Source organism: Shewanella sp. 10N.286.54.B9 (assembly GCF_041468565.1).
In the GTDB taxonomy this organism is placed as follows: domain Bacteria; phylum Pseudomonadota; class Gammaproteobacteria; order Enterobacterales; family Shewanellaceae; genus Shewanella.
The window spans coordinates 189,152-213,169 of sequence record NZ_JBFRIY010000015.1; the positions used below are offsets into that span (position 1 = coordinate 189,152).

A 24,018-nucleotide genomic window follows, 5' to 3' on the forward strand; every position below is an offset into this window, starting at 1 on the left:
AGCGCTTGAATTGAGACTAAATAGTGGATTTATAGGCGTAGCGTGGTGAGCACTAGCTATCTAGACACGTTCTAATGACTATAGCTTAACTTTAAGAAAATCTTACAACTTCAACTCCATATCCACTCGATGCATGCCCTTTCCCCAACCATGCTCAATTTTGCAAATTTTGCTAGCGCCATGTTTGGCAAAAAAGGGCTCTGCAAGATGGCTGGTAGCAATTGTGATCCCGGTTAATCCAGCCGGCTTTGCCTGCTGCACCACTCGGCGAATAAATTGAGTGCCTAATCCCAGCCCTTGTGAATGTGGCGAAATTAAAATCCAGTTGAGATCGCGCCAATCTGCTGCTGAACCCATCAAACCAAAAGCGCCAATAATGACATCAGCTTTAAGGCAAACCTGATATTCACTTGGCTGCGTATCTAAAAACTCAGCGTAATCGGCGCGCTCATTGGCCGCAAAAAACGCAGGGCAATTTTCATCAAATAATGCTAAACAAGCCTCTCTATCGTCGGCGCGGTAGAGTCTAAAACTGATATCACTCATTGTAATCCTTAAAATAACAAAGCCAGCCCTCTACAGGACTGGCTATTGGTATAGTGGCTAGCCTTTGACGAAAATTAATCCAGTGCTATCCAAGTGGCTTTTATCTCGGTGTACTTATCAAATGCATGTAGCGATTTATCGCGACCATTACCCGATTGCTTGTAACCACCGAATGGTGCGGTCATATCACCACCGTCATAATGATTTATCCATACCATGCCGCTGCGCAATGCTTTGGCGGTTTTGTGGGCTTTGCTAATATCAGCGGTCCACACGCCTGCGGCTAAACCATAGATACTGTCATTAGCTATCTCAATCGCTTGCTGCATACCATCAAAGGTGATGACTGATAATACCGGGCCGAATATTTCCTCTTTGGCTATGGTCATCTTATTATCAACCCCAGAGAAAATCGTTGGCTCAATATAGACACCGCCACTGTCTTGCATCACTTGGCGGCCACCGAAATCTAAGCTCGCGCCTTCATCCTTACCTGATTGGATATAGCCAAGCACATTATCGAGCTGCTGTTTATCAACCACGGCGCCCGATGTGGTATTTGGGTTAAGTGGATGACCTGGCTGCCAAGCTTGTAACTCTTGGGCAATGAGGCCGATAAGCTCATCCTTAACGCCGGCTTCAACTAATAGACGTGAGCCCGCGGTGCACACTTCGCCTTGGTTGAATGCGATTGCACAGGCCGCAGCTTGCGCCGCTTTTTTAAGATCTGGCGCATCGTTAAATACGATATTCGGACTCTTACCGCCCGCCTCTAACCAAACACGTTTCATGTTTGACTCACCGGCATAAACCATTAACTGCTTGGCTATCTTGGTCGAACCGGTAAACACTAACGTATCGACATCCATATGCAGCGCTAAGGCTTTACCAACGGTATGCCCAAAACCCGGCAGTACGTTTAGCACGCCTTTAGGGATCCCCGCCTCAATGGCAAGCTGCGCCATACGAATCGCAGTTAATGGTGACTTCTCGGATGGCTTTAATACTACGCTATTTCCGGTTGCTAGAGCTGGCCCGAGTTTCCAGCATGCCATTAATAGCGGGAAGTTCCATGGCACAATTGCAGCCACCACACCGACAGGCTCACGGGTGATCATGCCGATCTCATTGTGTGCTGTAGGGGCTATCTCATCATAAATTTTGTCTATCGCTTCGCCTGACCAACGAATTGAGCGCGCCGCGCCAGCAACATCGACCGCGCGGGAGTATTGAATTGGCTTACCCATATCCAGGGTTTCAAGCAGTGCTAACTCATCAACATGCTCTTCGAGCAGATCGGCAAAACGGATCATCACTTGTTTACGTTTAACTGGAGGCAGATTTGCCCACACACCACTTTCAAATGTTGCTCTAGCATTGTTAACCGCAATATTAGCATCGGCCTCATCGCAGCTCGCCACTTTAGCCAACACTTTGCCATCTATCGGACTGATGCAGTCAAAGGTCGCTTTCGATTGTGACTCAACATATTCGCCAGCGATAAACGCTGAACCATTAATAGCGATTGAATCTGCGAGTGCTTGCCACTGGCTGCGGTTTTCGGGTGTGCTCATGATGACCTCTAAATGCTGTATGTAATTATTAGAATCGCTTTAAATGGGCTCTTTTTGTCTATAAACAGCAATAGAACCCAATAAGGTGTAGAGCAAGATTACGCTTAACCGCCCCTAAATTTCAATATATTTTACAAAAAGTTCATTTTTGCTATAAATAAATGCACAAAAAGCTTTCATGTTCATTATTTCTGACATAGCATAGCAAATATCAACCGCTCGATTAAAAAAGCAACACTTACTAAAAAAACAACAATAATTAAACTGAATCAAGGTAGATGATATGGCAGATTCACAGACGCACCACCACAGCGAAACACCGTCTTTATCAAATTACTGGATGCCGTTTACGGCCAATAGGCAATTTAAGTCTAACCCCAGAATGTTGGCTCATGCCAAGGGCATGTATTACAAAGACACTGCTGGTCGCCCCATATTAGATGGTACTGCAGGACTTTGGTGCTGCAATGCTGGTCATGGACGCAAAGAGATCTCTGAAGCCGTTAGCAAACAGATCCATGAGATGGACTATGCCCCCTCTTTCCAAATGGGCCACCCGCTTGCTTTTGAACTGGCTGAGCGATTAGCGCAAATAAGCCCTGCTGGACTTAATAAAGCTTTCTTTACCAACTCAGGCTCTGAGTCTGTTGATAGCGCGCTTAAAATTGCCCTGACTTATCATCGCGCCAATGGTGAAGCCACTCGTACTCGCTTTATTGGCCGTGAGCTTGGTTATCACGGCGTGGGCTTTGGTGGTATTTCAGTCGGTGGTATTGGTAACAACCGCAAGACCTTTAATCAGCAGCTACTACAAGGTGTTGACCATCTACCCCATACGCTTGATATGCAAGAAAATGCCTTTTGTCGTGGCATGCCAAAAACCGGTGCTGAAAAAGCAGAGGTGCTTGAGCAGCTAGTTGCGCTGCACGGGGCCGAAAATATCGCTGCAGTGATTGTCGAACCTATGTCTGGCTCTGCAGGCGTTATCTTGCCACCTGAAGGCTATTTGCAAAAATTACGTGAGATCACTAAAAAGTACGGCATCTTGTTAATTTTTGATGAGGTGATCACTGGCTTTGGTCGTGTTGGCGATGCTTTTGCTAGTCAGCGCTGGGGAGTCACTCCTGATATGATCACCACCGCTAAAGCACTCAACAATGGTGCGATTCCTATGGGCGCGGTGTTGATTGACGACGCTATCTACGACACTTGCATGCAAGGGCCAGAAAACGCCATCGAGCTGTTTCATGGCTACACCTATTCAGGTCACCCAGTAGCTGCGGCGGCCGCTATCGCCACCTTAAATATTTATGAAAATGAAAAACTATTTGAACGCAGCCGTGAACTTGAAGGCTATTTTGAAGATGCGGTTCATAGCTTAAAAGGCTTACCCAATGTCATCGATATCCGTAACACAGGTTTAGTCGGTGGTATTCAGCTTGCCCCTAGCGATAAAGGCATCGGAAAACGCGGCTTTGGCATCTTTGAACACTGCTTTGCTAATGGCACCTTAGTGCGCGCTACCGGCGACATTATAGCCATATCACCGCCATTAATTATCGATAAGCAACAGATAGATACCATCATCAACACCTTATCGGATGCGATTAGCGCTGTCGGTTAATCCCAGAACCTGCTGCTTGATTACCTAAGTTAACGTAACGGCAGCAGGCCAATCCATCAAAAACTATTAACACCATTGGCTCCCTACAGGGAATTACAATTAGGATTTTGCGTTATGCCTACGATTAACCATTACATTAATGGCGGCCACACTGCGCCTAGCCAACGTACACAAGCGATTTTTGAACCAGCAACAGGCGAGCAGCGCGGCACGGTATCTCTCGCTAGCGCAGCCGATGTTGCTGGTGCAGTCGAGATAGCTAAAAAGGCCCATGAGTCTTGGTCTAAAGTCACTCCACTTAACCGTTCACGAGTGCTATTCAAATTCAAAGCGTTGGTCGAAGCCAATATAGATGAGATGGCAGAGCTGATCACTCGTGAGCACGGTAAGGTGCTAGATGATGCGAAGGGTGAAATCATTCGCGGTCTAGAGGTGGTTGAATTTGCCTGTGGTATTCCGCACCTATTGAAAGGTGAGCATACAGAGCAAGTTGGCGGCGGCGTCGATGCCTGGACCTTAAACCAATCTTTGGGTGTGGTAGCGGGTATTGCACCGTTTAACTTCCCAGTAATGGTGCCAATGTGGATGTTCCCAATCGCAATAGCCTGCGGCAACAGCTTTATTATGAAGCCATCAGAGAAAGACCCAAGCTCGGTGATGCGCATGGCAGAACTGCTAACAGAGGCAGGCTTACCTGACGGAGTATTTAACGTCGTAAATGGCGACAAAGAGGCAGTTGATACACTGCTAACTCACAAAGATGTGCATGCAGTTAGCTTTGTTGGCTCAACCCCTATTGCAGAATACATTTATGCTACCGCCTCAGCACACGGCAAACGTGTTCAGGCTTTGGGCGGTGCTAAAAACCATATGGTGTTAATGCCTGATGCCGACTTAGACCAAGCCGTTGGAGCCCTTATGGGCGCGGCTTACGGCAGTGCTGGCGAACGCTGCATGGCAATATCAGTCGTGTTAGCAGTAGGCAACTCTGGCGATGCCCTAGTTGAAAAGCTATTGCCGCAAATCAAGTCATTAAAGGTTGGCAACGGCGTAACACCAGAGATGGATATGGGCCCTCTTATCTCGGCGCAACACTTAGAGAAAGTGACCAATTATGTGGAAACGGGTCTCAACGAAGGCGCCAAATTACTGGTCGATGGCAGAGAGCTAACAGTCGCTGACCATGAGCAAGGTTATTTCTTAGGTGGCTGTTTGTTTGACCATGTCACCCCTGAGATGACGGTCTATAAAGAGGAGATCTTCGGGCCAGTGCTCGCCATTGTGCGAGTAAAAGATTACGCCGAAGCGTTGCAACTCATCAACGACCATGAGTTTGGTAATGGCACCGCAATCTTTACCCAAAGTGGTGAAGCGGCGCGTCATTTCTGTCATCACGTGCAAGTCGGCATGGTTGGGGTGAACGTACCAATCCCTGTTCCGATGGCCTTCCATAGCTTTGGCGGTTGGAAGCGTTCACTGTTTGGTCCTCTGCATATGCATGGTCCAGATGGGGTGCGTTTTTACACCAAACGTAAAGCAATTACCGCTCGCTGGCCGCAGCCAAGTAAGCAAGCCAAAGCTGAGTTTGTTATGCCAACCATGAAATAACCGCTTAATGCGCAGTTAACGCTGCGCATTTGTCGTTTTTATCATGCAACAACATCACTCATGCAAGTAAAAGGAATAGAGCATCCGATGAGCATAGGCATTGATTCAATTATTGATTTTTCGGCTATCAATACCGCCGTTGAACGTTACAAACTAGCTGCAGAAAAACGGCTTCAGGGCGACCCAGAACAACAGCTGCAAAATCATTACTCAAGTGATTGTGACCAATTTCATGCCGGGGTTTGGCAAGGTGATATTGGCCGCTGGAAGGTATCTTACAGCGAACATGAATACTGCGAAATTATATCCGGGGCGAGCGTGATCACCGACAGCATTGGTAATCAAACCACAGTAAAAGCGGGTGATAGATTTGTGATCCCTGCGGGATTTAATGGTACCTGGGAGGTACTTGAAGACTGCCGCAAAGTGTATGTGATTTTCGAGCCTACTAGGCGCTGAAATCATTTTTTAGCCATGAGGTCGTAGCAAACGCTGCTGTTTGGCAAAACCATAAGATGCTTAAAACATAATAATGGAGCGTCTAAGTCAACATAGTAAAATGGAGATACTACCGTGTATAAAAAATTAAATAAAAAACGGATTGCCCAAGTTGTCGGTCTAACCTTATCAACAGCGCTAATTGCACCACTTGCTCAAGCTGAGTTCTCTGGTGAAATTGGGGTCACCAATGATTATCGTTTCCGCGGTGTATCTCAGACTGCGGGTGATTTCGCCGTTCAGGGCAGTGTTGATTACAGCATGGAAAATGGTATTTTCCTTGGTGTGTGGGCAAGTAATGTTGATGATGCTAGCTACGATGCTGATGTAGAAGTTGATATTTATGCCGGATATGCTGGAGCATTCGGTGCCGATGAAGAGTGGGAATATGACGTTACTTTGACCTACTACACCTACCCAGGACAAGATGAAAGCTCTAAGTACTTAGAAGCCTCTGTAGGCTTATACTATGGCGATTTCCATCTTGCGCAGTGGTACACCAATGATTATGCTAATGCTGATGTTTCACTAAACTATACCGAGCTTAACTACTCCTATGAAATTTTTGAAAACTGGAGTATCGATGCACACGTTGGTTACAGCTATGGCGATGGTGCAGACTATGATTGGGGTGAAGACTACGCCGATTACTCTATTGGTGTCTCGACTGAGCTTGGCGGTGTAGCACTATCACTGGCTTGGTTAGACACCAACCTAAGTTCAGACAATATCATCGACTCTTCTGAGCCTTGGAGAAACGATGGCACAGTATTAGCGTCAGCAAGCTACGCTTTCTAATACCAATCAGTATAAAGGTTGGGGCGCTCAGCGAGAGTTTAGCGGTTTTGAGGCAAGGTCATTAAATGCTCCTGCATTAATGACATTCACCACATCCATGTGGTTTGCAGTGAGTGAAGTACATAGTTGTTCTACGTTCAAGCTCACTAACGCAGCATCAGAGCCGCTAAAACTCGCCTGTAAGGAGTGTTTTTTGCTTCCTACTTCGGTGTTGGATAAAGGCAAAAGGAAACAACCATTATGACAATTATCCGCCTTGAACTAGTTCGCCAAAAAACACTCTGAGTAGACCCACTACTTATACCGATTGGTATAATACTGCTTTACCTTGCTTCCCCCAATAAAAAACCGCCAGCAGGCGGTTTTTTATTGCGAGGTTAAGATTCAAATAAATAGCTCATCTAAGTTTTGGCATTAAAATAACTTCACCCTCAGTGATCTTCCGACCAACCTCACGCCAATGCTCACTCAAATTTGCATGTTCATCACTGCGTTCGGGGAAAGCACGAGTTAGATTATCAATTAACTCGGCCTGCTGCTGACACAGCTCTGCCCACCTTTTTGCGTTAGAAACGCTCATATTGTCATCCTTTACCGAAAAGAATAGCCAGCCATCATTCCTTGGCCGCTAATACACACTGTATTAACTATCTGAATTGCATAATGCAATTAGGATTAATATATCCTATTGATTAAAAATTACAAATATTGGCAAACTGTGCGCTAGTGGCTTTAAAAAAATACCTAGCGAAGGTATCTTAGCTTTAAAGCTCATGGATCTAAGTAAAAGGATTAGTTATGACACCAACGCTACTCAAAATCGCTTTTATTGCTATCGGTATCTTCATTGTCTACAAGCTGATTTTCAGCGGTAAGAAGGGTTTAACCGTTTTTGAAATGCACTTTAAAGAAGGCAGATTAAACTCCCACAAAGGTAAGATCCCCGAGAAGTTTGAAAAAGAGTGCCGCGCTATCGCCAAAACCAACAAGCTGACCTGCACCATTAGAGCTGAAAAACTCAACGGCGTCAGATTGCATGTATCAGCCAATGTCGGCGATGATATTACTCAAAGAATTAGAAACATGTTCCCGTTTGAGTATTACGATAAAAAGCAGGTCGATAACAGCCGTAAAAGCTCTTAATTATCAGCTATAAGCTATAAGCTAGAGCGTTCACTCTGTGGCGCTCTATTCTTTTGCTTTACCTTCCTGCTCTTTCTTGTCAGCTTCCTTCACCAGATCGTCATTAATGATCGGGGTATTGTCACTCATCATCGGCGCTTGTCGTGAGCCCATCACATCATCATCTGAACTAGCAGAAACCGAGTAACTGGCATTAGAGCCACATGCTGACAACAGTATAAACAAAGATAACGCTGCTAAATATTTCATAAAAATCCTTTTAAGTAGACGAGTGTTAGCAGCATAAATGAATTTTCTAAACAAAGTTAGCTATGTATTGCCAGAAAATGTGTCTGGTGATTGGGGATTGATTTGCCTAAGGTCGGCCAGTCATTGCGTTATCTTGTATCGCTTTGTTTAGCGATCACCAAGGTCACCTCTGCCATAGTGATGCCAAACTTAATAATATCGGTGCGATTTATAATGGTATTTTCATCCACTAAAAACATCCAATCATCAAAGCGAACTTGGTATTCACTGCCATCGACTGGCAGTATCATCTCGTACTCCCACTGCAACGCCATACCTACTGCACGGCCTGTGGCTTCACCAATAATGTCGTTGGCTGTGCCGGTATAATTACCATCACCGAGGCTGGTGATGTTCCAAATGCGGATCTGTTTCTCACCATCATCATAGACGAACCACTCTTTTATCTCGCCATTATCACCATCCCATTTAGCGATCATCTCAACGGTAAAGCGTCGCACCACATTACCGCTATAGTCTTGCACAATCCCATGAGCCGTTAACGGTCCATTGAAGAACTGTTTCAAATCTAGCGCGGGTGTGCTGTCTTGGTAATCTTCTATATCACGGCTGCTACAGGCGTTCAGTAGTAAAGCGCTCGTCAAAATAGCGAATACTTTTAGCAATGCACCAAGGCGACTTGAGATCAGCTCCTTTGGTTTAAATTGATTGATGGTGCTTAACAGTCGCATGCGATCTCCCCTAATAGCTGCTTACGTAACTCGGGTCGGCTGGTTTGAGTCGATAACCAAATCGCGAGAAAGTCTTCACTAAAACCCTCTGGCATCGGCTCTTCTAGCGGTTTGCCATTAAAATAAAATTGGCTACTCTTAGGACTCAACACCTGCAGGCTCAAGGTGTCTCCTTCGTTAACATCGGGCCATAGCTCGCTAAGTGATGCTTGCCACTGAAGCTGACGTTTTTTATCCAACTGCAAGTGTTGCCACTGATCCACTGTCGCTTCAAGCAAGCGTTCACTAGGGATCTCTTGGTAATACTCAATCTCTAATACCATTGGATATCTACCTTGATGGTACTCACCGTCTACGGTTAGCAGACGGGCGCGGTAGAGGGTAAACCACCACCACTCCATCTCACCTCTTCCCACTTCCTTTAGAGCGCTAATATCAGCGGCTACATTCACTTGTGTATTATTACCAGCAACAAATTGTGAGCTAGCTGACAGGGCCTGCAGCTCTGTAGGCCCAACGGTTCGAAGCTGCGGGTTATCAAAACCCTGCTGTGCCATAGAATGTGTGCTAATTGCGGCCGCAATACATATTACAGCTCGATAAAGGAGAGAGGATCCCATGGTAACCTTCCTGTAAGGGTAGAACAGTCAGGTTTGCGCTTTAGCGCCGCCGACTGACATTAACAAATATAGGAAATATTACGAACCAGACGCTAAATAGGATCATTACACTGTTTAAATACTCTTGTGGCAGCACCACCGCGCCAAAGCGCGCTCCAGCAAGATAACTGAGACAACCAAATACACCACCGAGTATTGCATTGAGATAAAAAGGCAGCTGTTGGGCAAAGGCTAAGCTATAACGTAAACTGAGCGCAAAGTGGCACCAAATGAGTGCCAACCAATAGGGTGTAGTTTGAAACTCAAATACATTCATAAGCGTTAGAGTGGAGTCGATAACCAAACCACAAGCGACCACTTTTAGCATACAAAGCAGATCTGCTTGTCTATTGCTAGATAATGCAAAGTGCAGCAACAATAAGCCTAAGCTTATTACTAATACACTGTTCTGGTACAAGATGGATAACCACCACACAGCTTGAAACATCAGTATATTAATCAGATTCAACTGGGTGGTGCTGAGTTTTCCTCTTTGAGCCAATATCATCTTGAAGCTACAACTCAGTTCGATATTGCGGTCTTACGGCAACTAGGTGCACCGTACTGGTCGTGCGCTCAAGGAAACCGCCTTCACAGTAACTAAGGTAGAACTTCCACATTCTGATAAAGTCATCACCATAGCCAAGCGCTTTGATTTTTGGCAGTGCAGCATCGAAATTATTTTGCCAATCTTTAAGGGTCTTGGCGTAATCCAGCCCCATGTCATCAACAGACCAAGTGACGAAATCAGTATGCTTGGTTAACTCATTTGTCATGCGGGTTACTGAGGGCAAGCAGCCACCAGGGAAAATATAGCGCTGAATAAAATCGACACTTTTGCGGTAACTATTATAACGTTGATCGGCAATGGTAATAGCCTGAATAAGTAGCCGGCCATTGGGTTTTAATAGTGATTCAAGTTTTTTAAAGAACCCCGGCAAAAACTCATGCCCGACAGCTTCAATCATCTCGATGGACACCACTCTGTCGTATTCACCGGTTAATATGCGGTAATCATCTTTGAGTAAGGTGACCTTGTCGGCTAGCCCCTCTTGTTCAACCCGATTTTTAGCATACTCAAACTGAGCATCTGAAATCGTAGTGGTGGTTACTTTTACGCCATAGTGTTTTGCTGCGTAAATAGCTAATGCCCCCCAGCCCGTGCCGACCTCGAGCAGAGTTTGCCCCGCTTTTAAATCCAATCGCTGGCAGATAGTTTCGAGCTTGTGTTGCTGCGCCTCATCAAGCGAGGCATCCGCGTGCGGATATAACGCGCTAGAGTAGAGCATCTCTTTATCTAAAAACGCTTGGTACATGTCATTACCCAAGTCGTAATGCGCTAGAATATTCTTCTTTGAGCCCGCCTGCGTGTTACGGTTAAACAGATGCCCTAGTCGACTAAATGGCGTGGTTAACCAAGATAGTTTCTGCTCGAGCTTATCGAGTAGCGCTAAGTTTCTAGCGAAAATCTGCACCACCTTGGTTAAATCTGGGCTACTCCAGTGGTGCTGAATGAAGGCCTCTCCTGCACCAATAGATCCCGACAGTAATATCTGTCGGTAAAATCGTGGATGAGTCACCACTAAGGTGGCATGCAGATCAGAGTCTTTATTACCGAACTCATAACTGCTGTCTCCATCAATCAGACTCAAGTGCCCATCAGCTAGCGCAGGCAATACACTTAGAAGCAGCTTTTTGGCTAAATTATCTGGTAAACCCGCGCTCGCCAGACTTTTCTTAGTTGCTATATTTTCCATTATTATCTCTCCGCTGACTTACCGGGGTGCCCAATAAAAGGCACTCGTTTGATAAAAATTTTCAGTGCTTGCCAATAGATCCCTTGTACAATTCGCAGTGTCATCAATGGAAACTGAAGTAACATTTTCCGTAAACTCTGATGAGACATCTCTCGCCTAAACAAGCACAAATTGGCATCAAATAACTTTTGACTACTGCGGTTTTCAATGCCCACTTTTACTGATGAGGTGGGCGGTTGAATGCGCCAAATATATTTCATGTCTAAGTCCATAAAGGGCGATACATGAAAGGCCTTATCACTCGGTTGTGGGTTCGCTAAATCAACCAAGTAATAGTGACGTTGATTCCAAGGGGTATTACTGACTTCCGCCAACATATATTTAGGCTCATCACCTTGGTAACAAAAGAAGCAGTTTATCGGGCTAAAGTAGATCCCGAAGTGACGTACCTGGCCAACAAATACCACTCGATTACAGGTTATTTTTGCACCAAGCACTGCGATTTTCTCAAGCACTTTTACCTTTAAATCATTCACTTTAGCTAAACCGACTGAATCTCGATTGGTCGCTCTCAAGTAATCATTTGGATTAAAGCGTAAAGGGGCAAAGCCCGTTGCAGAGAAGAGCCAGCTCATCTGTTCGATTAAGTTAACTTCATCTAGATCTAGCACCAGCATTGCCATTTGGTAGTCAAAGTCATGCCTGCGCGGGCTATAGCGGCGATGCTTAACATCACCTTTATAAACACCACTGTTTAGTTGCGTATTCATAGCTGCAGCCCAAACGCATCACACACATCAAAGGCACTGTGTACGCCATCCTCATGGAAACCGTTGTACCAATAAGCACCTGCAAAGTGAGTATGATTAACACCCGAGATTAATGCTCGTTGCGATTGAGCCTGCATCGTTTGCTCATTGAATACGGGATGGGAATAGTTAAATACTCGCAACACTTTACTGTTATCGATAAGTTCAGACTGGTTAAGCGTGACACAGAAAGTTGGCGCATCGATAGGCAAACGCTGCAAGATGTTCATGTTGTAAGTGACCGACGCTTGTTTGCGAGTATCGCCATCTAAGCGATAATTCCAACTGGCCCAAGCAGCCTTGCGCTTCGGTAATAAAGACTCATCGCAGTGCAGAACCACTTCATTACTTTGGTAAGCGAGCTGACTTAATACGTTAGTTTCATCTTCAGTGGCATCACTCAGCATAGCGAGTGCTTGGTCGCTATGACAGGCCAGTACCACCTCGTCAAATTCTAACCATTGGCCATTGACCTGCAGCTTGACGCCATCGTCACTGCGCACGATTGCGTTCACCGGGCTATTAAGGTGAATTGCAGATTCGAAGGGGGCGATAAGATCAGGTATATAGCTACGAGAACCCCCTTCTAATACGTACCACTGTGGTCTGTCGGTAATGTTCAGCAAGCCGTGATTCTGGAAGAACTGAATGAAGAAACGTAATGAAAATGCCTTCATGTCATCGATGCTTGACGACCAAATAGCAGCGCCCATAGGCAGAATATAGTGCAAGCTAAAGAACTCACTAAAGCGTTCTTTCTCAAGCAGGTCGCCGAGTGTTTGGTAATCGTATCTATCGTCGACAAATGCTTGTTTACATAGCTTGTTAAAACGTAAAATTTCTCTAATAAAGAGCCAGAAACGTGGGCGAAAAATATTGCGCTTTTGCGCAAACAAGCTTGTTAGCGTATTGCCATTATATTCAAGCTGGGTCAGAGAGTTATGCACACTAAAGCTCATCTCTGTCGCCAGTGCTTTTACGTTTAAGCGGGCTAGAAGCTGCTCAAACCTTGGGTAGGTTCGGTCATTAAAGACGATAAAACCACTGTCAATTGCATACTGTTTACCGTCTTTTTCTACATCGATAGTGGCGGTGTGGCCACCGATATAATCATTAGCTTCAAACACGCTCACATCATGTTTTTGCGATAATATATGTCCGCAAGTAAGGCCTGAGATCCCTGAACCTACAATGGCAATTCTTTTACGATTACTACTATCAATCGTTTCCATTAGCGCACCTTCCTTTTGTTTTCGGGGATATTTGAGTGGCGACTTTGGCCCATCTCTTTAGCGTTAGATTGTTTGTTATTTGAATCAATTGCTGATGATTCATTATGCTTGGGTTGCACTAATTTTTGCCAAATCCCTAGTGGTAATAGTGAGATAAATTTTAAAAGTAGAGTGAAACGACGTGGAAAGTGTATCTCTTGCTGACCTTTTGCTAAGCCACTTCGAATGGCAATAGATGCTTGCTGCGGCGTTTGTTGCATCGGCATCGCAAAGTCGTTTTTATCTGTTAATGGTGTTTTCACAAAACCAGGACAGATAACACTGACACCAATTCCATGTGGCTTTAAGTCAAGCGCTAGGCTATTAGCTAGATACTGCACCGCCGCTTTTGATGCACCATAGGCTTCAGCTCTCGGGAACGGTAAGTAAACAGCACTGGAGCCCATTAAAGCGAGCTGGCTGCCACGAGACATTAACGGTAAAAAGGCACTGATACAGTGTCCCATTGAGATAACGTTAGTGCGGATCACGCGTTCAAACAGTGCAGCATCAAAGTGCAATGCATCGTCTATATATTCACAAGTACCCGCATTGAGGATCACCAAGTCCAGTTTGGCAAAGTCACCATTTTGAAGACGCTCAGCCTCAGCTTGTATCGCATCAACATCATTAATATCAAACACTAGCTTCTGTGCACCAACTAACTTATCCAGCCCTTGTTGATTACGGCCACAAGCCAATACTTTCCAGCCTTGCTGCAGGTAGTCACTGGCAAGCTGTAAACCAATACCAGAGCTAGCACCGGTGATCAGTACTGTTTTTTGTTGCTGCGAGGCGGAGGCTGAAGGACTCATTTGGCAACCTTAGACTTAATAAAACCAATCAAGCCGCCAACAAGCGGTAACTGCTCATAGACCATGGCGCCTAAGTCAAAATAGTCTTGGTGCCGGTTAATCTTGCCATCAAATGTCAGTAAACTAACCCCCTCGACACTAATGGCGTTGCCGGCGTTTAACTTAGGATGAACAAGGTTCATGGTCCATTTCAATGCTGCGGTGCTTTCATCGCGGATCACTTGGTGGATAACGAAGTCTATCGACTCAACATTTTGATAAAGTGTTTTAAAATAATCCGTTAATGCATTGAGGCCGGCGATTTTATGTAGTGGATCACTAAAGCGGATGTCATCTGAGTAGATCTCATTGAGCAGCTCGAGATTGTCCTTGTTTAATTTTTGATACACAGAAACAAAGCGCGCTATAATCTCATGCGGCAAAGTATCAGTACTTAACAACCGCTCATCGACTTGAACAGCTGGATCTGTAGTTTTGTTTGGCAAAACATTCAGAGTGTCGTGGTTTAGTGAATCTGCACTTGCTGTCATCCGAAAATCTCCTTGTCTAGATCTACCACTTCCACTTGGCTAACTCCGCGCTTCATTGCCGCTAGCTCTTTCAATGCTCTTTCGCGGGCAAATTTATGCTCGACAATAGGGTAAATATAGCTTTTATCTGAAAAAAGTTCTGCTTGAACAGGTATTTTAAGTTTATGAATTAATTTCAAATCTACCTCTTCAAGCTCTGGTAAGTAGTTACGGAGGAACCCACCAGTTGGATCAAACTTTTCGCACTGAGATATTGGATTAAACACTCTGAAATAGGGCTGTGCATCACAACCAGTTCCAGCAGACCATTGCCAACCACCATTATTGGCCGCCAGATCGCCGTCAATAAGCTTCTGCCTGAAGTAACGCTCTCCCCAACGCCAGTCTATTAATAAGTGCTTGGTCAGAAAGCTGGCAACCACCATCCGCAAACGATTATGCATCCAGCCAGTTTGGTTTAATTGACGCATAGCGGCATCTACCAATGGATAGCCAGTGTTACCGTTACACCATGCTTTAAACTCTAGCTCGTTGTTTCTCCATGCGATGTTGTTAGCTAAGGGGTTAAAGTTTTGCCCTTTTGATAATCGAGGAAATGCCACCAGCAGATGTCGATAAAATTCCCGCCAAATAATCTCGTTTAGCCAGCAGCGGCCAGGACTTTGATCATTAATCAAAGCATCAGGATAATGACTAAGCAACGCCACAATACACTGCCTTGCGCTAATAACACCGATGGCTAAATAAGCTGATATTTGACTGGTACCATCAATAGCGGGAAAGTCACGATTAGCTTGATAGTCTGCCATTTTAGTCAATGCAAATTGGCGCAGTTGCGTGAGTGCGACCTCTTCGCCAACCGCCCAAGCATCACTGGATTCCTTGTCGCAATGGAGGGTGATTTTGTCAGTGATGAGTAATGGCGGGCCTATGGGCTTAGGCACTGCAACAGTGTTGATAGCATTCCGCCGCGCTATCTCTCGCCACTTCTTAGCAAACGGGGTAAATACTTTGTACATCTCTGCCGACAAGTTGAGCACGGTTAACGGCGCTAGCAAACAGTGCTGCTGACAGAGCACCAACTCGACTTTATCGGCAACGGCCAGATCTCTTTGCTGCTCATTATATTCAGGCTCACAGCTGGCAAATACATAATCGACTTGCCATTGAGCAGTGTATTGCGCCAGGTAATCAGGGATCTGCTGGAAGCTATCTAGCTGATAAACATCTAGCGGGATCCCAAGTTCCGCCAGTGACATCGCAAGTTGGTTTAGCTGTCTTTCAATAAAATCTAGCTGAATAGGGGCAACGTCATGCTGCTGCCATTGCATTGGAGTCGCAATAAATAGGGCTCTGACAGAGTGACCTTCACGCAGTGCATGCTCGCAGGCAGCAACTAAGTTTTGATTGTCTTGCACACGTAAGTCATTACGAAACCATACAAGGGTATTTTCAGCTTTAACTGTCATTTGCATCTCTCATTATTCATTTTAACTGCAGCACCTGCAGCTAATGTATTGCTTGATAACTGCTGTAAAGAGATATTGCTTAGCCCAAAAATACTGTTATGACTTTGGGCATTGACTCCCCATAAGTGCAGTTCAACTTGTTGCTTCCTATCCAGTAAGTTTGTTGCTAACAACTGAAGTGCTTGTGTATCTGCCGAGTTAAAGTTTGGTGGGGCAATGAGCAGCACTTGCTGACAATCGACCCGTTCAACCAGCTCCGAGAGTTGCCCAACCTGATGAATGCTGAGCTGTTGGTGTTTGATATTATTTGCACTGAGCTCTGCTGACAGCAGTATTGCTTGCCACTCATCCACATCGCAGAGGCTAACCAGCAATATTGCAGGGTAATTATCCTGCAATAACGCTAATCGCCTGGCAGAGAAAGCATTCGCTAACTCTTTTGCCAACCACGTTTGAACAACTTTATCCTCACAGCTTAGTGCTGAACTTTTGCTAAAATCAGCTAGCCAAGGTAAATACAGACACGTTTTGAGTACATTAAATGGGTAGATGGCTGTCAGCTCACTAAGCTTGCGATGTAAGCCACTGCCATCAAGGCTGATACAGCATTGATTCAAGTAGCCAATATTCATCTGCCAGAAACTAATTTGCTCATCAGCAATCACTGCAGCCGCACTTGTAGAACTCTGCTGGGCTCCAGAAGCTGAATCTTTGAGTAGCGGCTTCACTTTACTGATCGCAACGCCCCTATCGAGCCAACCTAGAACCTCTACAATTTGCTCTATGTGTGCTTGACTATATAGCCTGTGGCCTTTGGCTGTGCGCTTGGGGATTACAATACCGAAGCGTCGCTGCCAAGCTCTTAACGTCACAGGGTTTACGCCGGTTTGCTCTGCAGCTTCACCGATACTAAACCAGGCTTCAGCTGTTGTTTCTGCTTTAAGCTGAGTCATGCTCCCCTCCAGCCACTAATGTATCTTTACCCAGACGACAATCACCCTTAATCCAGTTAATAGGCGTAGCGTAGCTTAAGCTCTTGTGGGTGCGGGTTAAGGTACACCTGCTTCTCAATGTACGGCGTTGGAAACTCACGCAAATAATGGTTAATCAAGGTCATTGGCACCAAGATAGGCTGTAAACCTTGGTTGTACTTTAAGATGGCTTCGGTGAGCTCTGCCTTTTGTGAGCTCGACAGATGTTTTTTAAAATATCCCTGCATATGTTGCAGCGCACTGGTGTGGTTCTTTCGAGTCGCTTTGACCTTTAAGATCTGCATGAAGTGAGTGAAATAGGTATCAGCGATCTTGTTCAAGTCACCACTCATGTCCGCTAACAGAGGACCTAGCTCGCGGTAAAGCTTTGGGTTATGCGCCATCAACATGTATTTATAACGAGCGTGAAAATCGAGAATATTACTCTTGGTAAAACCTGAAGCTTGCAAGCAATGCCAGTCATGATAAGCATAAACACGGGTAAAGAAGTTCTCGCGGATTGGCAAGTCATGTAACCGCCCTTCCTCTTCAACGGGCAACAACGGATAACGTTCCATCAGTTTACGCGCGTAAACTCCAACACCTGACTTCCAACCATTATTGGTGCCTAGCTTATATTCAGTTACACGTTCCATGCCACACGTTGGAGATTTAGCGCACAAGATATAGCCGCCGAGAAAATCTAATTGAGCCACTTTTTTATCGCTAAACGCATTAAGCTTGTCAGTGACATCTATTGAGCCATCAGCACTTTTAACAAATATGATGTCACCGTCTTTTTCGAGGCGTATTGATTTTCTTGGAGCGCCCATGCCGATTGCCATCTCAGGGCAAACAGGCACGTAGTCAAAGTGCTCTGCTATCTCTTTGCGGCAATAGCTTGAGGCTTTATGGCCGCCGTCGAAACGAACCTTCTCCCCCAATAAACATGCGCTTATTCCGATTTGAATTTTGTCTGAATTAAAATGGCTCATAGCATTACTCCCTTAATTTTAAAGTCATTACGCAGCATCCTTGTACAAGGATCACTTTGTTGTACAAGTTTTTAATTCAGTATGGCAATTACCTGGATTTATCCCAAAAAAAACGCCAGCAAAATGCTGGCGTTTATCTTAAAGTTGGTTACTTGCTAGCGACGGTTTTTATTGGCGAATTGCTCTAGTCCCCATACCAATAAAATGCCACATAGCATGGCGACAATGGCATAGCTTAATAATGCAGGCTGACCAGTAATATGTTCATACTGCAGTGGTGAAATAATACGTTCATCCAACGGCACCATCTCGCCTTTAGAGTTCTCCCGAAAACTCAGCACCTCTTTCCATGGCCAAATTTTACCAAGAGTCCCTAACATCAGCCCGGTTAAAAACACTAAAGTTGCATCGTGATACTTGCGCAATAGTAGCGATAACACATGGCTAAAGCTAAGTAGGCCAGTGGCAGCACCTGCTGCAAACGTTGCCATAATGGCAATATCAAACCCCTTTACAGCCCCCATAACCGAAGTATACAGCCCTAGCAGCAATAGAATAAAACTGCCTGAGATCCCAGGTAAAATCATTGCGGTAATCGCAATACAACCACCCAGATACACATTGAGGTAAGTCATCTCCAGCGCAATTGGATTTAGCATAGTAATCCCCCATGCAATGGCGACTCCTAATGCGAACAAGACTAAACGACCAACGGTGAAACCCTTAACCTGTTTGAGCATGTGCACCACAGATATTACTATTAGCCCAAAGAAAAACGACCAAACGGGAATAGGATGGGTGTGCAGTAGATAAGTTATAAGCTTAGCTAACGTCATAATGCTGGTTAAGATGCCACCAAATACACAAACTAAAAATGGTCCATTAATGTGTATAAAAGCCGCTTTAACACCTTGCTCTTTAATAATGCTAAATAAAGAGGGTCTAATCTTTTTTATGCTATCAAGCAGTTGATCTAATATGCCTGTAATAAAGGCGATAGTACCACCTGAAACACCAGGAACAACATCAGCTGCTCCCATTGCCATCCCTTTAAGGTAGGTCTTTAAATAGTTCACTTTATTCCTTAATCGACTCAGTAGAGTTATCTGCCAAAATTATACTGCGCTACACCAGAGAAGCGAAGCTTATCTTTACCGCGAAACAAGTAAGACGCTAGCAATCGATGTTAATTCAATGTTAATCTCATCCGACCAGTAAAGTTCACAAGGAAGAAGATGAGCAACTCAACGAATAACAAGCCAAGCAATAAGCCCACAAAGGTGATGTCTCTGTACAAGCGAATTACTCGCCTCCCCTTTGGCAACAAGATATTTTCACTCATGGTCTGCCGCATGGCCCCTTACTTCGGTACAGTAAAACCTTTTATCAGTGAATTAAAAGTGAATAAATGCGTTTGTCTTATTAAAAAGCGCAAATTAGTCCACAACCATATTCAAACTGTGCACGTAATCGCAATATGTAATGGCCTAGAGATGGCGATGGGCACCATGGCCGAAGCCTCTATTCCCAGCCACTTACGTTGGATCCCTAAAGGAATGAGCGTTGACTACACCGCTAAAGCGGGCAGCGATATCACTTGTGTCGCCGAAGTAAAGCCTGAGCAGTGGGTTGTTGGTGACATGTTAGTGCCAGTAACTGCATATGATACCGACGGCGTAGCTGTAGTACAGGGTACAATTAAGTTATGGATCTCAGAAAAACCATCGAGAAAATAAAGTATTCGCCAATAAGACTTCAATGATTGTCTTTACCCTGCTATTATTTCGGTAATGATCGAAATAATAGCAGGCCAGAGAAATAGAGCTTTATCACGGCTATCTAATTCTGCGCTTAAAGACTAATGGCAACACTGACACTGAGTTGAAATTATGGATATTGACGTTGCCGCAAAGGCATTAAAAGAACTTGGCCACCCTACGAGGTTGACGCTGTTTCGCTGCTTAGTAAAAGCGGGTCATGCAGGTTTACCGGTTGGACAACTGCAAGAGACATTACAGATCCCAAATTCAACCTTGTCGCATCACCTTTCAAGCTTGATGTCCGCCGGGCTTGTTAAGCAGCAAAGAGAGGGAAGAGTTCTGCACTGTATCCCTCAATTTGATTGTTTAGATGGCTTAGTCGCTTTTCTGCAAGAAGAGTGTTGCAGCGACGAAAAGTGTTAACGCCCGTCACCCTTTAGGGTGAAGGTGGCCAGTTTTTACATAGATGATGGTGTCTTGTTTAACGAACGGAAAATGCTCACTCTGATGTGGGCTTCTAAGCCATGTGTATTGTGGATAAGCGCCATGTTCATCGATAAACTCGCCGCTCAGCACTAGAATTTCTTCCCCACCAAAGTGACGATGCGCTTGAAATCGCTCGCCTGCAGGCCATTTAACCAACGCCACATGCTCATGCTCAAACTCATGCAGCGGCATCACCTGTAAACCACCGATACCCGCTCGCCATTCACCGGTGCGAGTATTAATCCGCACCTTTTGTAAATCACGTTTATCAAACTGGTTTAACTTTACCAGTAGCACACAGCCCTCTTTACTAAACGGCGCATGACTGCTCCCTGGCGGATTACGAATATAAGTGCCGGCAGGATAATCACCCTCTTCATCGGAGAATATACCTTCTAATACCAATATCTCTTCACCATATGGATGGCTGTGGCTGTTAAAACTGGCGCCAGCTTGATACTTAACAATGCTGGTTGTGTGACCACTTTCTGCTGCTGCGCGCTCCAATGGTTTACGAAATACCGTTGCAGATGGGCTATCTAACCAAGGTTGCTCTTGAGTTCTAATGACGACACGCAGGCTTAAATCCATATTTAACATTAAATCCCCCTTTGCTCACTGCATACTTTGATAAGCCCATATGTACGTGGCGATGATTAGAATCAGTACCGTTAAACTGTCGAAGTCCGTATATGATGGGTATATTATGAGTAAGTTAATTCAAATTAGAAGCGTGTTGGGCTCGAGCCAATGGCAGATAACGTTCAATCCCATACTCTAGCCTCTCGTCGATTTACCTGGCTGGGGCAATTCTATATGATTATAGCCACATTCAGTAAACGTAATTAAAGTGAATTCAAATGAAAATGATTTTAGCGGTCGTGGTTATCGCCTGTGTAATTTTTTACTTCTTCACCTCAATGAATAACCAGAAAGCGGCCAAAGAGAATATTGAGCTCGGCAATGCTTTTCTCGCCAAAAACAAATTAAATGAGGCTGTAACAACCACCGCATCAGGGCTGCAATATCAAGTACTGACAGCGGGCGATGGCACAGTCCATCCTAAGGCAAGTGATACGGTAACAGTGCACTACCATGGCACCTTAATCGACGGCACTGTATTTGATAGCTCTGTTGAGCGCGGCGAACCTATTGGCTTCCCATTAAATCGCGTGATCAAGGGCTGGACTGAAGGTGTGCAACTGATGGTTGTTGGCGAGAAAGCGCGCTTTTTTATTCCAAGTGAATTGGCTTACGGTAATCGTAGCGCGGGCAAAATTGCTGGCGGCTCAACACTGATTTTTGATGTTGAACTCATCAGTATCGATTAATAATCGCTTTAAAAAAAGCCCGAACGGTTAACCATTCGGGCTTTTTTGTGTCATTTTTTGAGTAATCGTTAAGCTTGATAACCAAACGGATCGTCGATTGAATGCGCAGGCTTAGTAAACCAAACAGGACCTTGTTCAGTCATATAGAAATGGTCCTCATGGCGCACACCAAACTCTCCTGGTACACATAGCATAGGCTCGTTACTAAAACACATCCCAACAGCGAGTGGAGTCTGATCGTTAAGCACTAAATACGGCCACTCATGAATATCTAAGCCAATACCGTGACCCGTACGATGTGGCAAACCAGGCACGTCATAGCCAGGACCAAAACCTTTGGCCTCTAGCACATCGCGAGCAGCACGGTCGACACTGGCACAGCTTGCACCTAACTGCGCCGCTTCAAAGGCTGCAATTTGCGCATCTTGCTCACACTGCCATAGCTCACGTTGGCGCGCACTAGGATCACCATAAACGTAAGTACGGGTAATATCTGAGTTATAGCCGAACAACTGACAACCAGTATCAATCAACACCGTATCGTTTAAATCAAGTGCTTTAGGAGACTTAACCCCATGAGGATAAGCGCTGTCTTCACCAAACAATACAATACAGAAATACGAGCCAGCTGGGATGCCAACCTTGATGTGCGCCGCATTAATAAAAGCTTCAACTTCAGTGGTGCTAATACCTTCGCGAAGAATACGCGCTGCAGCCTTATGCACCTCTAACGTCATATCTTTAGCACGCTGTAATAAACTTAGCTCAGTCGTGGATTTAATCATTCGGCAACCCGCCGTTGCAGGCTTGGCATTGACATAATTAAACTGCGGATGCGCTTGACGAACGCCATCAAATATAAAGAATGCAGCTGACTCATCGATACCTATATTACCTGAGCTAATGCCCATTTGAGCCAGAACATCACCAAAGAGTGCGTAAGGGCTTTCGTCCTCTTGCCAAGTATTCACCTTACCTTCGATGGCCATATAACCAAGTAACGTATCAACTTCAAATGCAGGTGCTATGTATTCAACCGCGCCACTAGCTGGGATAATCGCACCAACCATACGCTCACTGGCATACCAACGTGTTCCAGTAAAATAGTATAAATTGGTGCCCGCATTAACATAGATAGCGGCAATGCCTTCAGCCTGCATAATAGACTGGGCGTTAGCGATACGTACTGAGTACTCATCGCGGCTAATAGGCTCTGCGCCTTGAGTCATATCTGCGAGCTTGGCTAACTCTTGTTCTGCGGTTGAACCGCCTACGCCTATTGTCATCTGCTTACCCTTACTTTAAAAGTTAACCTAAGCGGCGAAAACACCGTGTATTCGAGGCGTTCAGCGCTTATCATAAATGAAGCTATCTCCCCATTTAACGCTATTGCCACAGCAAGCTTTAAACAGGGAGATCTATGTGAAAATATCTGCCTCACTTTCTAGCATAAAGTATACAAAAATACACGGTTAATTGCTGTTAATTGATAAATAGTTATTGAAAGCTTGCTTTAATCTCAGTAAATATCGTTTATCAAAAAAGGAGCGACTAGCGCTCCTTTAAGTTGATGCGATAACACTGCTACCCCGCCAACATACTCTTAAGTCCACGGCACACTATGGTTTCACGGTCATCGACACGATTAATCTTAGTGCTAGCCAACGGTGCTCTTAATGCCATCTTTTTTAATGTGTCGACGCAACCTTTGTAGTAATCGAGATTATTCATCATGCTGCCCGCAAGATAGACTCGCGACGGATTAAAAAGGTTTACCGTCCACGCAAGCCCCATACCTAAGTAACTACCTGCACGATATAGATCGGCACTACTACTAAGATTTCTCGCCACAATCGACTCACCACTAGCAAGTCTCTCCAAGCTAAATTCTCCGGACTCGGTCATCACTCGGCAATGCCCAAGCTCTCCAGCTATCCCCGCAGCCCCAGTGAAAGGTTTACCGTTAATCGCAATCGACATACCAATACCGGTATCACACATCACGAGCAGTTCACACTGCTGCTTAGGCTCAAGCAATGCCCGCATAGCGGCGTCACTGTCGTTAGCAATGATTATCCGTTTAGCTCGTGTCACCAACTGCTCGGCTGACAAACCATTAAGCCCTGGTAGTGACTTACAAGCGACTAATTGCTTGTTTTGCACTAAACCAGGAACGGCAATCCCCAGTGAGTAACCATTGAGATCATAGTCTTGTTCTAGTTCAGCAATTTGAGTGTTTAAGCTGCCTATATTGAACCTATCGCTGGCACCGATCTTATATTGCTCAACTCGCCCTTGAGTTTCGATCTCAAACAGTGCTTTTGAACCACTTATATCTACCGTTAATGTTTGCACCAACTACTCCTAAGGCGTTCATAAATATCAGTTAAACAG

Annotated in this window: 27 protein-coding genes; 8 read left to right on the forward strand and 19 right to left on the reverse strand. The window is 45.0% G+C overall.

Going from position 1 to position 24,018, the window contains the following annotated elements; genetic code table 11:
• Positions 1-102: 102 nt before the first annotated feature.
• The gene (locus tag AB4135_RS05470; protein WP_371990989.1) at positions 103-546 is read right to left on the reverse strand and encodes a GNAT family N-acetyltransferase; all 444 of its coding nucleotides are present in this window, start codon (positions 544-546) and stop codon (positions 103-105) included.
• Positions 547-620: 74 nt separating this feature from the next.
• The gene (locus AB4135_RS05475) at positions 621-2,120 is read right to left on the reverse strand and encodes an aldehyde dehydrogenase (RefSeq protein WP_371990991.1); all 1,500 of its coding nucleotides are present in this window, start codon (positions 2,118-2,120) and stop codon (positions 621-623) included.
• Between the two features lie 283 nt (positions 2,121-2,403).
• Between AB4135_RS05475 and AB4135_RS05480 the strand changes: the two genes are divergently transcribed.
• The 4 genes from AB4135_RS05480 (at position 2,404) to AB4135_RS05495 (ending at position 6,648) form a co-directional block, all read left to right on the forward strand.
• Positions 2,404-3,744, forward strand: coding sequence for an aspartate aminotransferase family protein (locus AB4135_RS05480; protein WP_371990993.1), 1,341 nt, complete (start codon positions 2,404-2,406; stop codon positions 3,742-3,744).
• A 114-nt stretch (positions 3,745-3,858) separates the two neighbouring features.
• Complete coding sequence (locus AB4135_RS05485) at positions 3,859-5,352, forward strand: CoA-acylating methylmalonate-semialdehyde dehydrogenase (RefSeq protein WP_371990995.1); 1,494 nt, start codon at positions 3,859-3,861, stop codon at positions 5,350-5,352.
• A gap of 87 nt (positions 5,353-5,439) precedes the next feature.
• Complete coding sequence (locus AB4135_RS05490) at positions 5,440-5,811, forward strand: cupin domain-containing protein (protein WP_371990997.1); 372 nt, start codon at positions 5,440-5,442, stop codon at positions 5,809-5,811.
• A 114-nt stretch (positions 5,812-5,925) separates the two neighbouring features.
• Positions 5,926-6,648, forward strand: coding sequence for a TorF family putative porin (locus tag AB4135_RS05495; RefSeq protein ID WP_371990999.1), 723 nt, complete (start codon positions 5,926-5,928; stop codon positions 6,646-6,648).
• Positions 6,649-7,045: 397 nt separating this feature from the next.
• Here AB4135_RS05495 and AB4135_RS05500 read toward each other — a convergent pair whose 3' ends face one another.
• Positions 7,046-7,228 carry a hypothetical protein gene (locus tag AB4135_RS05500; protein ID WP_371991001.1) on the reverse strand — a complete coding sequence of 61 codons (183 nt, stop codon included), beginning with the start codon at positions 7,226-7,228 and terminating at the stop codon, positions 7,046-7,048.
• Positions 7,229-7,446: 218 nt separating this feature from the next.
• Between AB4135_RS05500 and AB4135_RS05505 the strand changes: the two genes are divergently transcribed.
• Positions 7,447-7,791 (forward strand): DUF3634 family protein, encoded by a 345-nt coding sequence (locus AB4135_RS05505; RefSeq protein WP_371991003.1) that lies wholly within the window; start codon positions 7,447-7,449, stop codon positions 7,789-7,791.
• A gap of 45 nt (positions 7,792-7,836) precedes the next feature.
• Here the strand turns inward: AB4135_RS05505 and AB4135_RS05510 are convergent, their stop codons facing one another.
• The 13 genes from AB4135_RS05510 to AB4135_RS05570 all read right to left on the reverse strand — a co-directional run bounded on the left by AB4135_RS05510 (position 7,837) and on the right by AB4135_RS05570 (position 19,123).
• Entirely contained in the window at positions 7,837-8,040 is a 204-nt protein-coding gene (locus AB4135_RS05510) for a hypothetical protein (protein ID WP_371991005.1), read from the reverse strand.
• Positions 8,041-8,168: 128 nt separating this feature from the next.
• Entirely contained in the window at positions 8,169-8,771 is a 603-nt protein-coding gene (locus AB4135_RS05515; RefSeq protein ID WP_371991007.1) for a DUF3833 domain-containing protein, read from the reverse strand.
• Complete coding sequence (locus tag AB4135_RS05520) at positions 8,759-9,391, reverse strand: chalcone isomerase family protein (RefSeq protein ID WP_371991009.1); 633 nt, start codon at positions 9,389-9,391, stop codon at positions 8,759-8,761. The genes AB4135_RS05515 and AB4135_RS05520 overlap by 13 nt, the downstream gene beginning before the upstream one ends.
• 40 nt (positions 9,392-9,431) lie before the next feature.
• Positions 9,432-9,899 (reverse strand): DUF2878 domain-containing protein, encoded by a 468-nt coding sequence (locus tag AB4135_RS05525; protein WP_371991011.1) that lies wholly within the window; start codon positions 9,897-9,899, stop codon positions 9,432-9,434.
• Positions 9,900-9,945: 46 nt separating this feature from the next.
• Positions 9,946-11,187, reverse strand: coding sequence for a class I SAM-dependent methyltransferase (locus AB4135_RS05530; RefSeq protein WP_371991013.1), 1,242 nt, complete (start codon positions 11,185-11,187; stop codon positions 9,946-9,948).
• Positions 11,188-11,189: 2 nt separating this feature from the next.
• Entirely contained in the window at positions 11,190-11,957 is a 768-nt protein-coding gene (locus AB4135_RS05535; RefSeq protein WP_371991015.1) for a DUF1365 domain-containing protein, read from the reverse strand.
• Positions 11,954-13,228: an NAD(P)/FAD-dependent oxidoreductase gene (locus tag AB4135_RS05540; protein ID WP_371991017.1), complete on the reverse strand. Its 1,275-nt coding sequence runs from the start codon at positions 13,226-13,228 to the stop codon at positions 11,954-11,956. Before AB4135_RS05540 ends, AB4135_RS05535 begins: the two co-directional genes overlap by 4 nt.
• Positions 13,228-14,082, reverse strand: a complete 855-nt coding sequence (locus AB4135_RS05545) for an SDR family NAD(P)-dependent oxidoreductase (RefSeq protein WP_371991019.1) — start codon at positions 14,080-14,082, stop codon at positions 13,228-13,230. The genes AB4135_RS05540 and AB4135_RS05545 overlap by 1 nt, the downstream gene beginning before the upstream one ends.
• Positions 14,079-14,612 (reverse strand): nuclear transport factor 2 family protein, encoded by a 534-nt coding sequence (locus tag AB4135_RS05550; protein WP_371991021.1) that lies wholly within the window; start codon positions 14,610-14,612, stop codon positions 14,079-14,081. The genes AB4135_RS05545 and AB4135_RS05550 overlap by 4 nt, the downstream gene beginning before the upstream one ends.
• Positions 14,609-16,087: a deoxyribodipyrimidine photo-lyase gene (phrB, locus tag AB4135_RS05555; protein ID WP_371991023.1), complete on the reverse strand. Its 1,479-nt coding sequence runs from the start codon at positions 16,085-16,087 to the stop codon at positions 14,609-14,611. The genes AB4135_RS05550 and phrB overlap by 4 nt, the downstream gene beginning before the upstream one ends.
• Positions 16,078-17,034 (reverse strand): MerR family transcriptional regulator, encoded by a 957-nt coding sequence (locus AB4135_RS05560; RefSeq protein WP_371991025.1) that lies wholly within the window; start codon positions 17,032-17,034, stop codon positions 16,078-16,080. The genes phrB and AB4135_RS05560 overlap by 10 nt, the downstream gene beginning before the upstream one ends.
• A 56-nt stretch (positions 17,035-17,090) precedes the next feature.
• Positions 17,091-18,047, reverse strand: coding sequence for a YbgA family protein (locus AB4135_RS05565; RefSeq protein ID WP_371991027.1), 957 nt, complete (start codon positions 18,045-18,047; stop codon positions 17,091-17,093).
• Positions 18,048-18,202: 155 nt separating this feature from the next.
• Positions 18,203-19,123, reverse strand: a complete 921-nt coding sequence (locus AB4135_RS05570; protein WP_371991029.1) for a DUF368 domain-containing protein — start codon at positions 19,121-19,123, stop codon at positions 18,203-18,205.
• Between the two features lie 159 nt (positions 19,124-19,282).
• Between AB4135_RS05570 and AB4135_RS05575 the strand changes: the two genes are divergently transcribed.
• Positions 19,283-19,783, forward strand: a complete 501-nt coding sequence (locus AB4135_RS05575) for a hotdog fold domain-containing protein (protein WP_371991030.1) — start codon at positions 19,283-19,285, stop codon at positions 19,781-19,783.
• Positions 19,784-19,936: 153 nt separating this feature from the next.
• Positions 19,937-20,230 (forward strand): helix-turn-helix transcriptional regulator, encoded by a 294-nt coding sequence (locus AB4135_RS05580; protein WP_248972971.1) that lies wholly within the window; start codon positions 19,937-19,939, stop codon positions 20,228-20,230.
• Positions 20,231-20,236: 6 nt separating this feature from the next.
• Here the strand turns inward: AB4135_RS05580 and AB4135_RS05585 are convergent, their stop codons facing one another.
• Positions 20,237-20,893, reverse strand: a complete 657-nt coding sequence (locus AB4135_RS05585; protein ID WP_371991032.1) for a cupin domain-containing protein — start codon at positions 20,891-20,893, stop codon at positions 20,237-20,239.
• A 260-nt stretch (positions 20,894-21,153) separates the two neighbouring features.
• On the opposite strand from AB4135_RS05585, the gene AB4135_RS05590 reads away from it, so the two are divergent.
• A complete protein-coding gene (locus AB4135_RS05590; RefSeq protein WP_371991034.1) occupies positions 21,154-21,624 on the forward strand; it encodes an FKBP-type peptidyl-prolyl cis-trans isomerase in 471 nt (156 codons plus the stop codon).
• 68 nt (positions 21,625-21,692) lie between these two features.
• Here the strand turns inward: AB4135_RS05590 and AB4135_RS05595 are convergent, their stop codons facing one another.
• Positions 21,693-22,910, reverse strand: a complete 1,218-nt coding sequence (locus tag AB4135_RS05595; RefSeq protein WP_371991036.1) for a M24 family metallopeptidase — start codon at positions 22,908-22,910, stop codon at positions 21,693-21,695.
• Positions 22,911-23,208: 298 nt separating this feature from the next.
• Entirely contained in the window at positions 23,209-23,979 is a 771-nt protein-coding gene (locus AB4135_RS05600; protein WP_371991038.1) for an ROK family protein, read from the reverse strand.
• Positions 23,980-24,018: the final 39 nt, after the last annotated feature.

Coding starts and splice junctions, on each gene's coding strand:
- AB4135_RS05505 (WP_371991003.1), top strand. CDS start 7,447: ATGACACCAACGCTACTCAAAATCGCTTTTATTGCTATCGGTATCTTC.
- phrB (WP_371991023.1), bottom strand. CDS start 16,087: ATGCAAATGACAGTTAAAGCTGAAAATACCCTTGTATGGTTTCGTAAT.
- AB4135_RS05490 (WP_371990997.1), top strand. CDS start 5,440: ATGAGCATAGGCATTGATTCAATTATTGATTTTTCGGCTATCAATACC.
- AB4135_RS05540 (WP_371991017.1), bottom strand. CDS start 13,228: ATGGAAACGATTGATAGTAGTAATCGTAAAAGAATTGCCATTGTAGGT.
- AB4135_RS05485 (WP_371990995.1), top strand. CDS start 3,859: ATGCCTACGATTAACCATTACATTAATGGCGGCCACACTGCGCCTAGC.
- AB4135_RS05590 (WP_371991034.1), top strand. CDS start 21,154: ATGAAAATGATTTTAGCGGTCGTGGTTATCGCCTGTGTAATTTTTTAC.
- AB4135_RS05565 (WP_371991027.1), bottom strand. CDS start 18,047: ATGAGCCATTTTAATTCAGACAAAATTCAAATCGGAATAAGCGCATGT.
- AB4135_RS05595 (WP_371991036.1), bottom strand. CDS start 22,910: ATGACAATAGGCGTAGGCGGTTCAACCGCAGAACAAGAGTTAGCCAAG.
- AB4135_RS05545 (WP_371991019.1), bottom strand. CDS start 14,082: ATGAGTCCTTCAGCCTCCGCCTCGCAGCAACAAAAAACAGTACTGATC.
- AB4135_RS05520 (WP_371991009.1), bottom strand. CDS start 9,391: ATGGGATCCTCTCTCCTTTATCGAGCTGTAATATGTATTGCGGCCGCA.
- AB4135_RS05585 (WP_371991032.1), bottom strand. CDS start 20,893: ATGTTAAATATGGATTTAAGCCTGCGTGTCGTCATTAGAACTCAAGAG.
- AB4135_RS05515 (WP_371991007.1), bottom strand. CDS start 8,771: ATGCGACTGTTAAGCACCATCAATCAATTTAAACCAAAGGAGCTGATC.
- AB4135_RS05470 (WP_371990989.1), bottom strand. CDS start 546: ATGAGTGATATCAGTTTTAGACTCTACCGCGCCGACGATAGAGAGGCT.
- AB4135_RS05475 (WP_371990991.1), bottom strand. CDS start 2,120: ATGAGCACACCCGAAAACCGCAGCCAGTGGCAAGCACTCGCAGATTCA.
- AB4135_RS05480 (WP_371990993.1), top strand. CDS start 2,404: ATGGCAGATTCACAGACGCACCACCACAGCGAAACACCGTCTTTATCA.
- AB4135_RS05560 (WP_371991025.1), bottom strand. CDS start 17,034: ATGACTCAGCTTAAAGCAGAAACAACAGCTGAAGCCTGGTTTAGTATC.
- AB4135_RS05530 (WP_371991013.1), bottom strand. CDS start 11,187: ATGGAAAATATAGCAACTAAGAAAAGTCTGGCGAGCGCGGGTTTACCA.
- AB4135_RS05550 (WP_371991021.1), bottom strand. CDS start 14,612: ATGACAGCAAGTGCAGATTCACTAAACCACGACACTCTGAATGTTTTG.
- AB4135_RS05535 (WP_371991015.1), bottom strand. CDS start 11,957: ATGAATACGCAACTAAACAGTGGTGTTTATAAAGGTGATGTTAAGCAT.
- AB4135_RS05510 (WP_371991005.1), bottom strand. CDS start 8,040: ATGAAATATTTAGCAGCGTTATCTTTGTTTATACTGTTGTCAGCATGT.
- AB4135_RS05575 (WP_371991030.1), top strand. CDS start 19,283: ATGAGCAACTCAACGAATAACAAGCCAAGCAATAAGCCCACAAAGGTG.
- AB4135_RS05500 (WP_371991001.1), bottom strand. CDS start 7,228: ATGAGCGTTTCTAACGCAAAAAGGTGGGCAGAGCTGTGTCAGCAGCAG.
- AB4135_RS05580 (WP_248972971.1), top strand. CDS start 19,937: ATGGATATTGACGTTGCCGCAAAGGCATTAAAAGAACTTGGCCACCCT.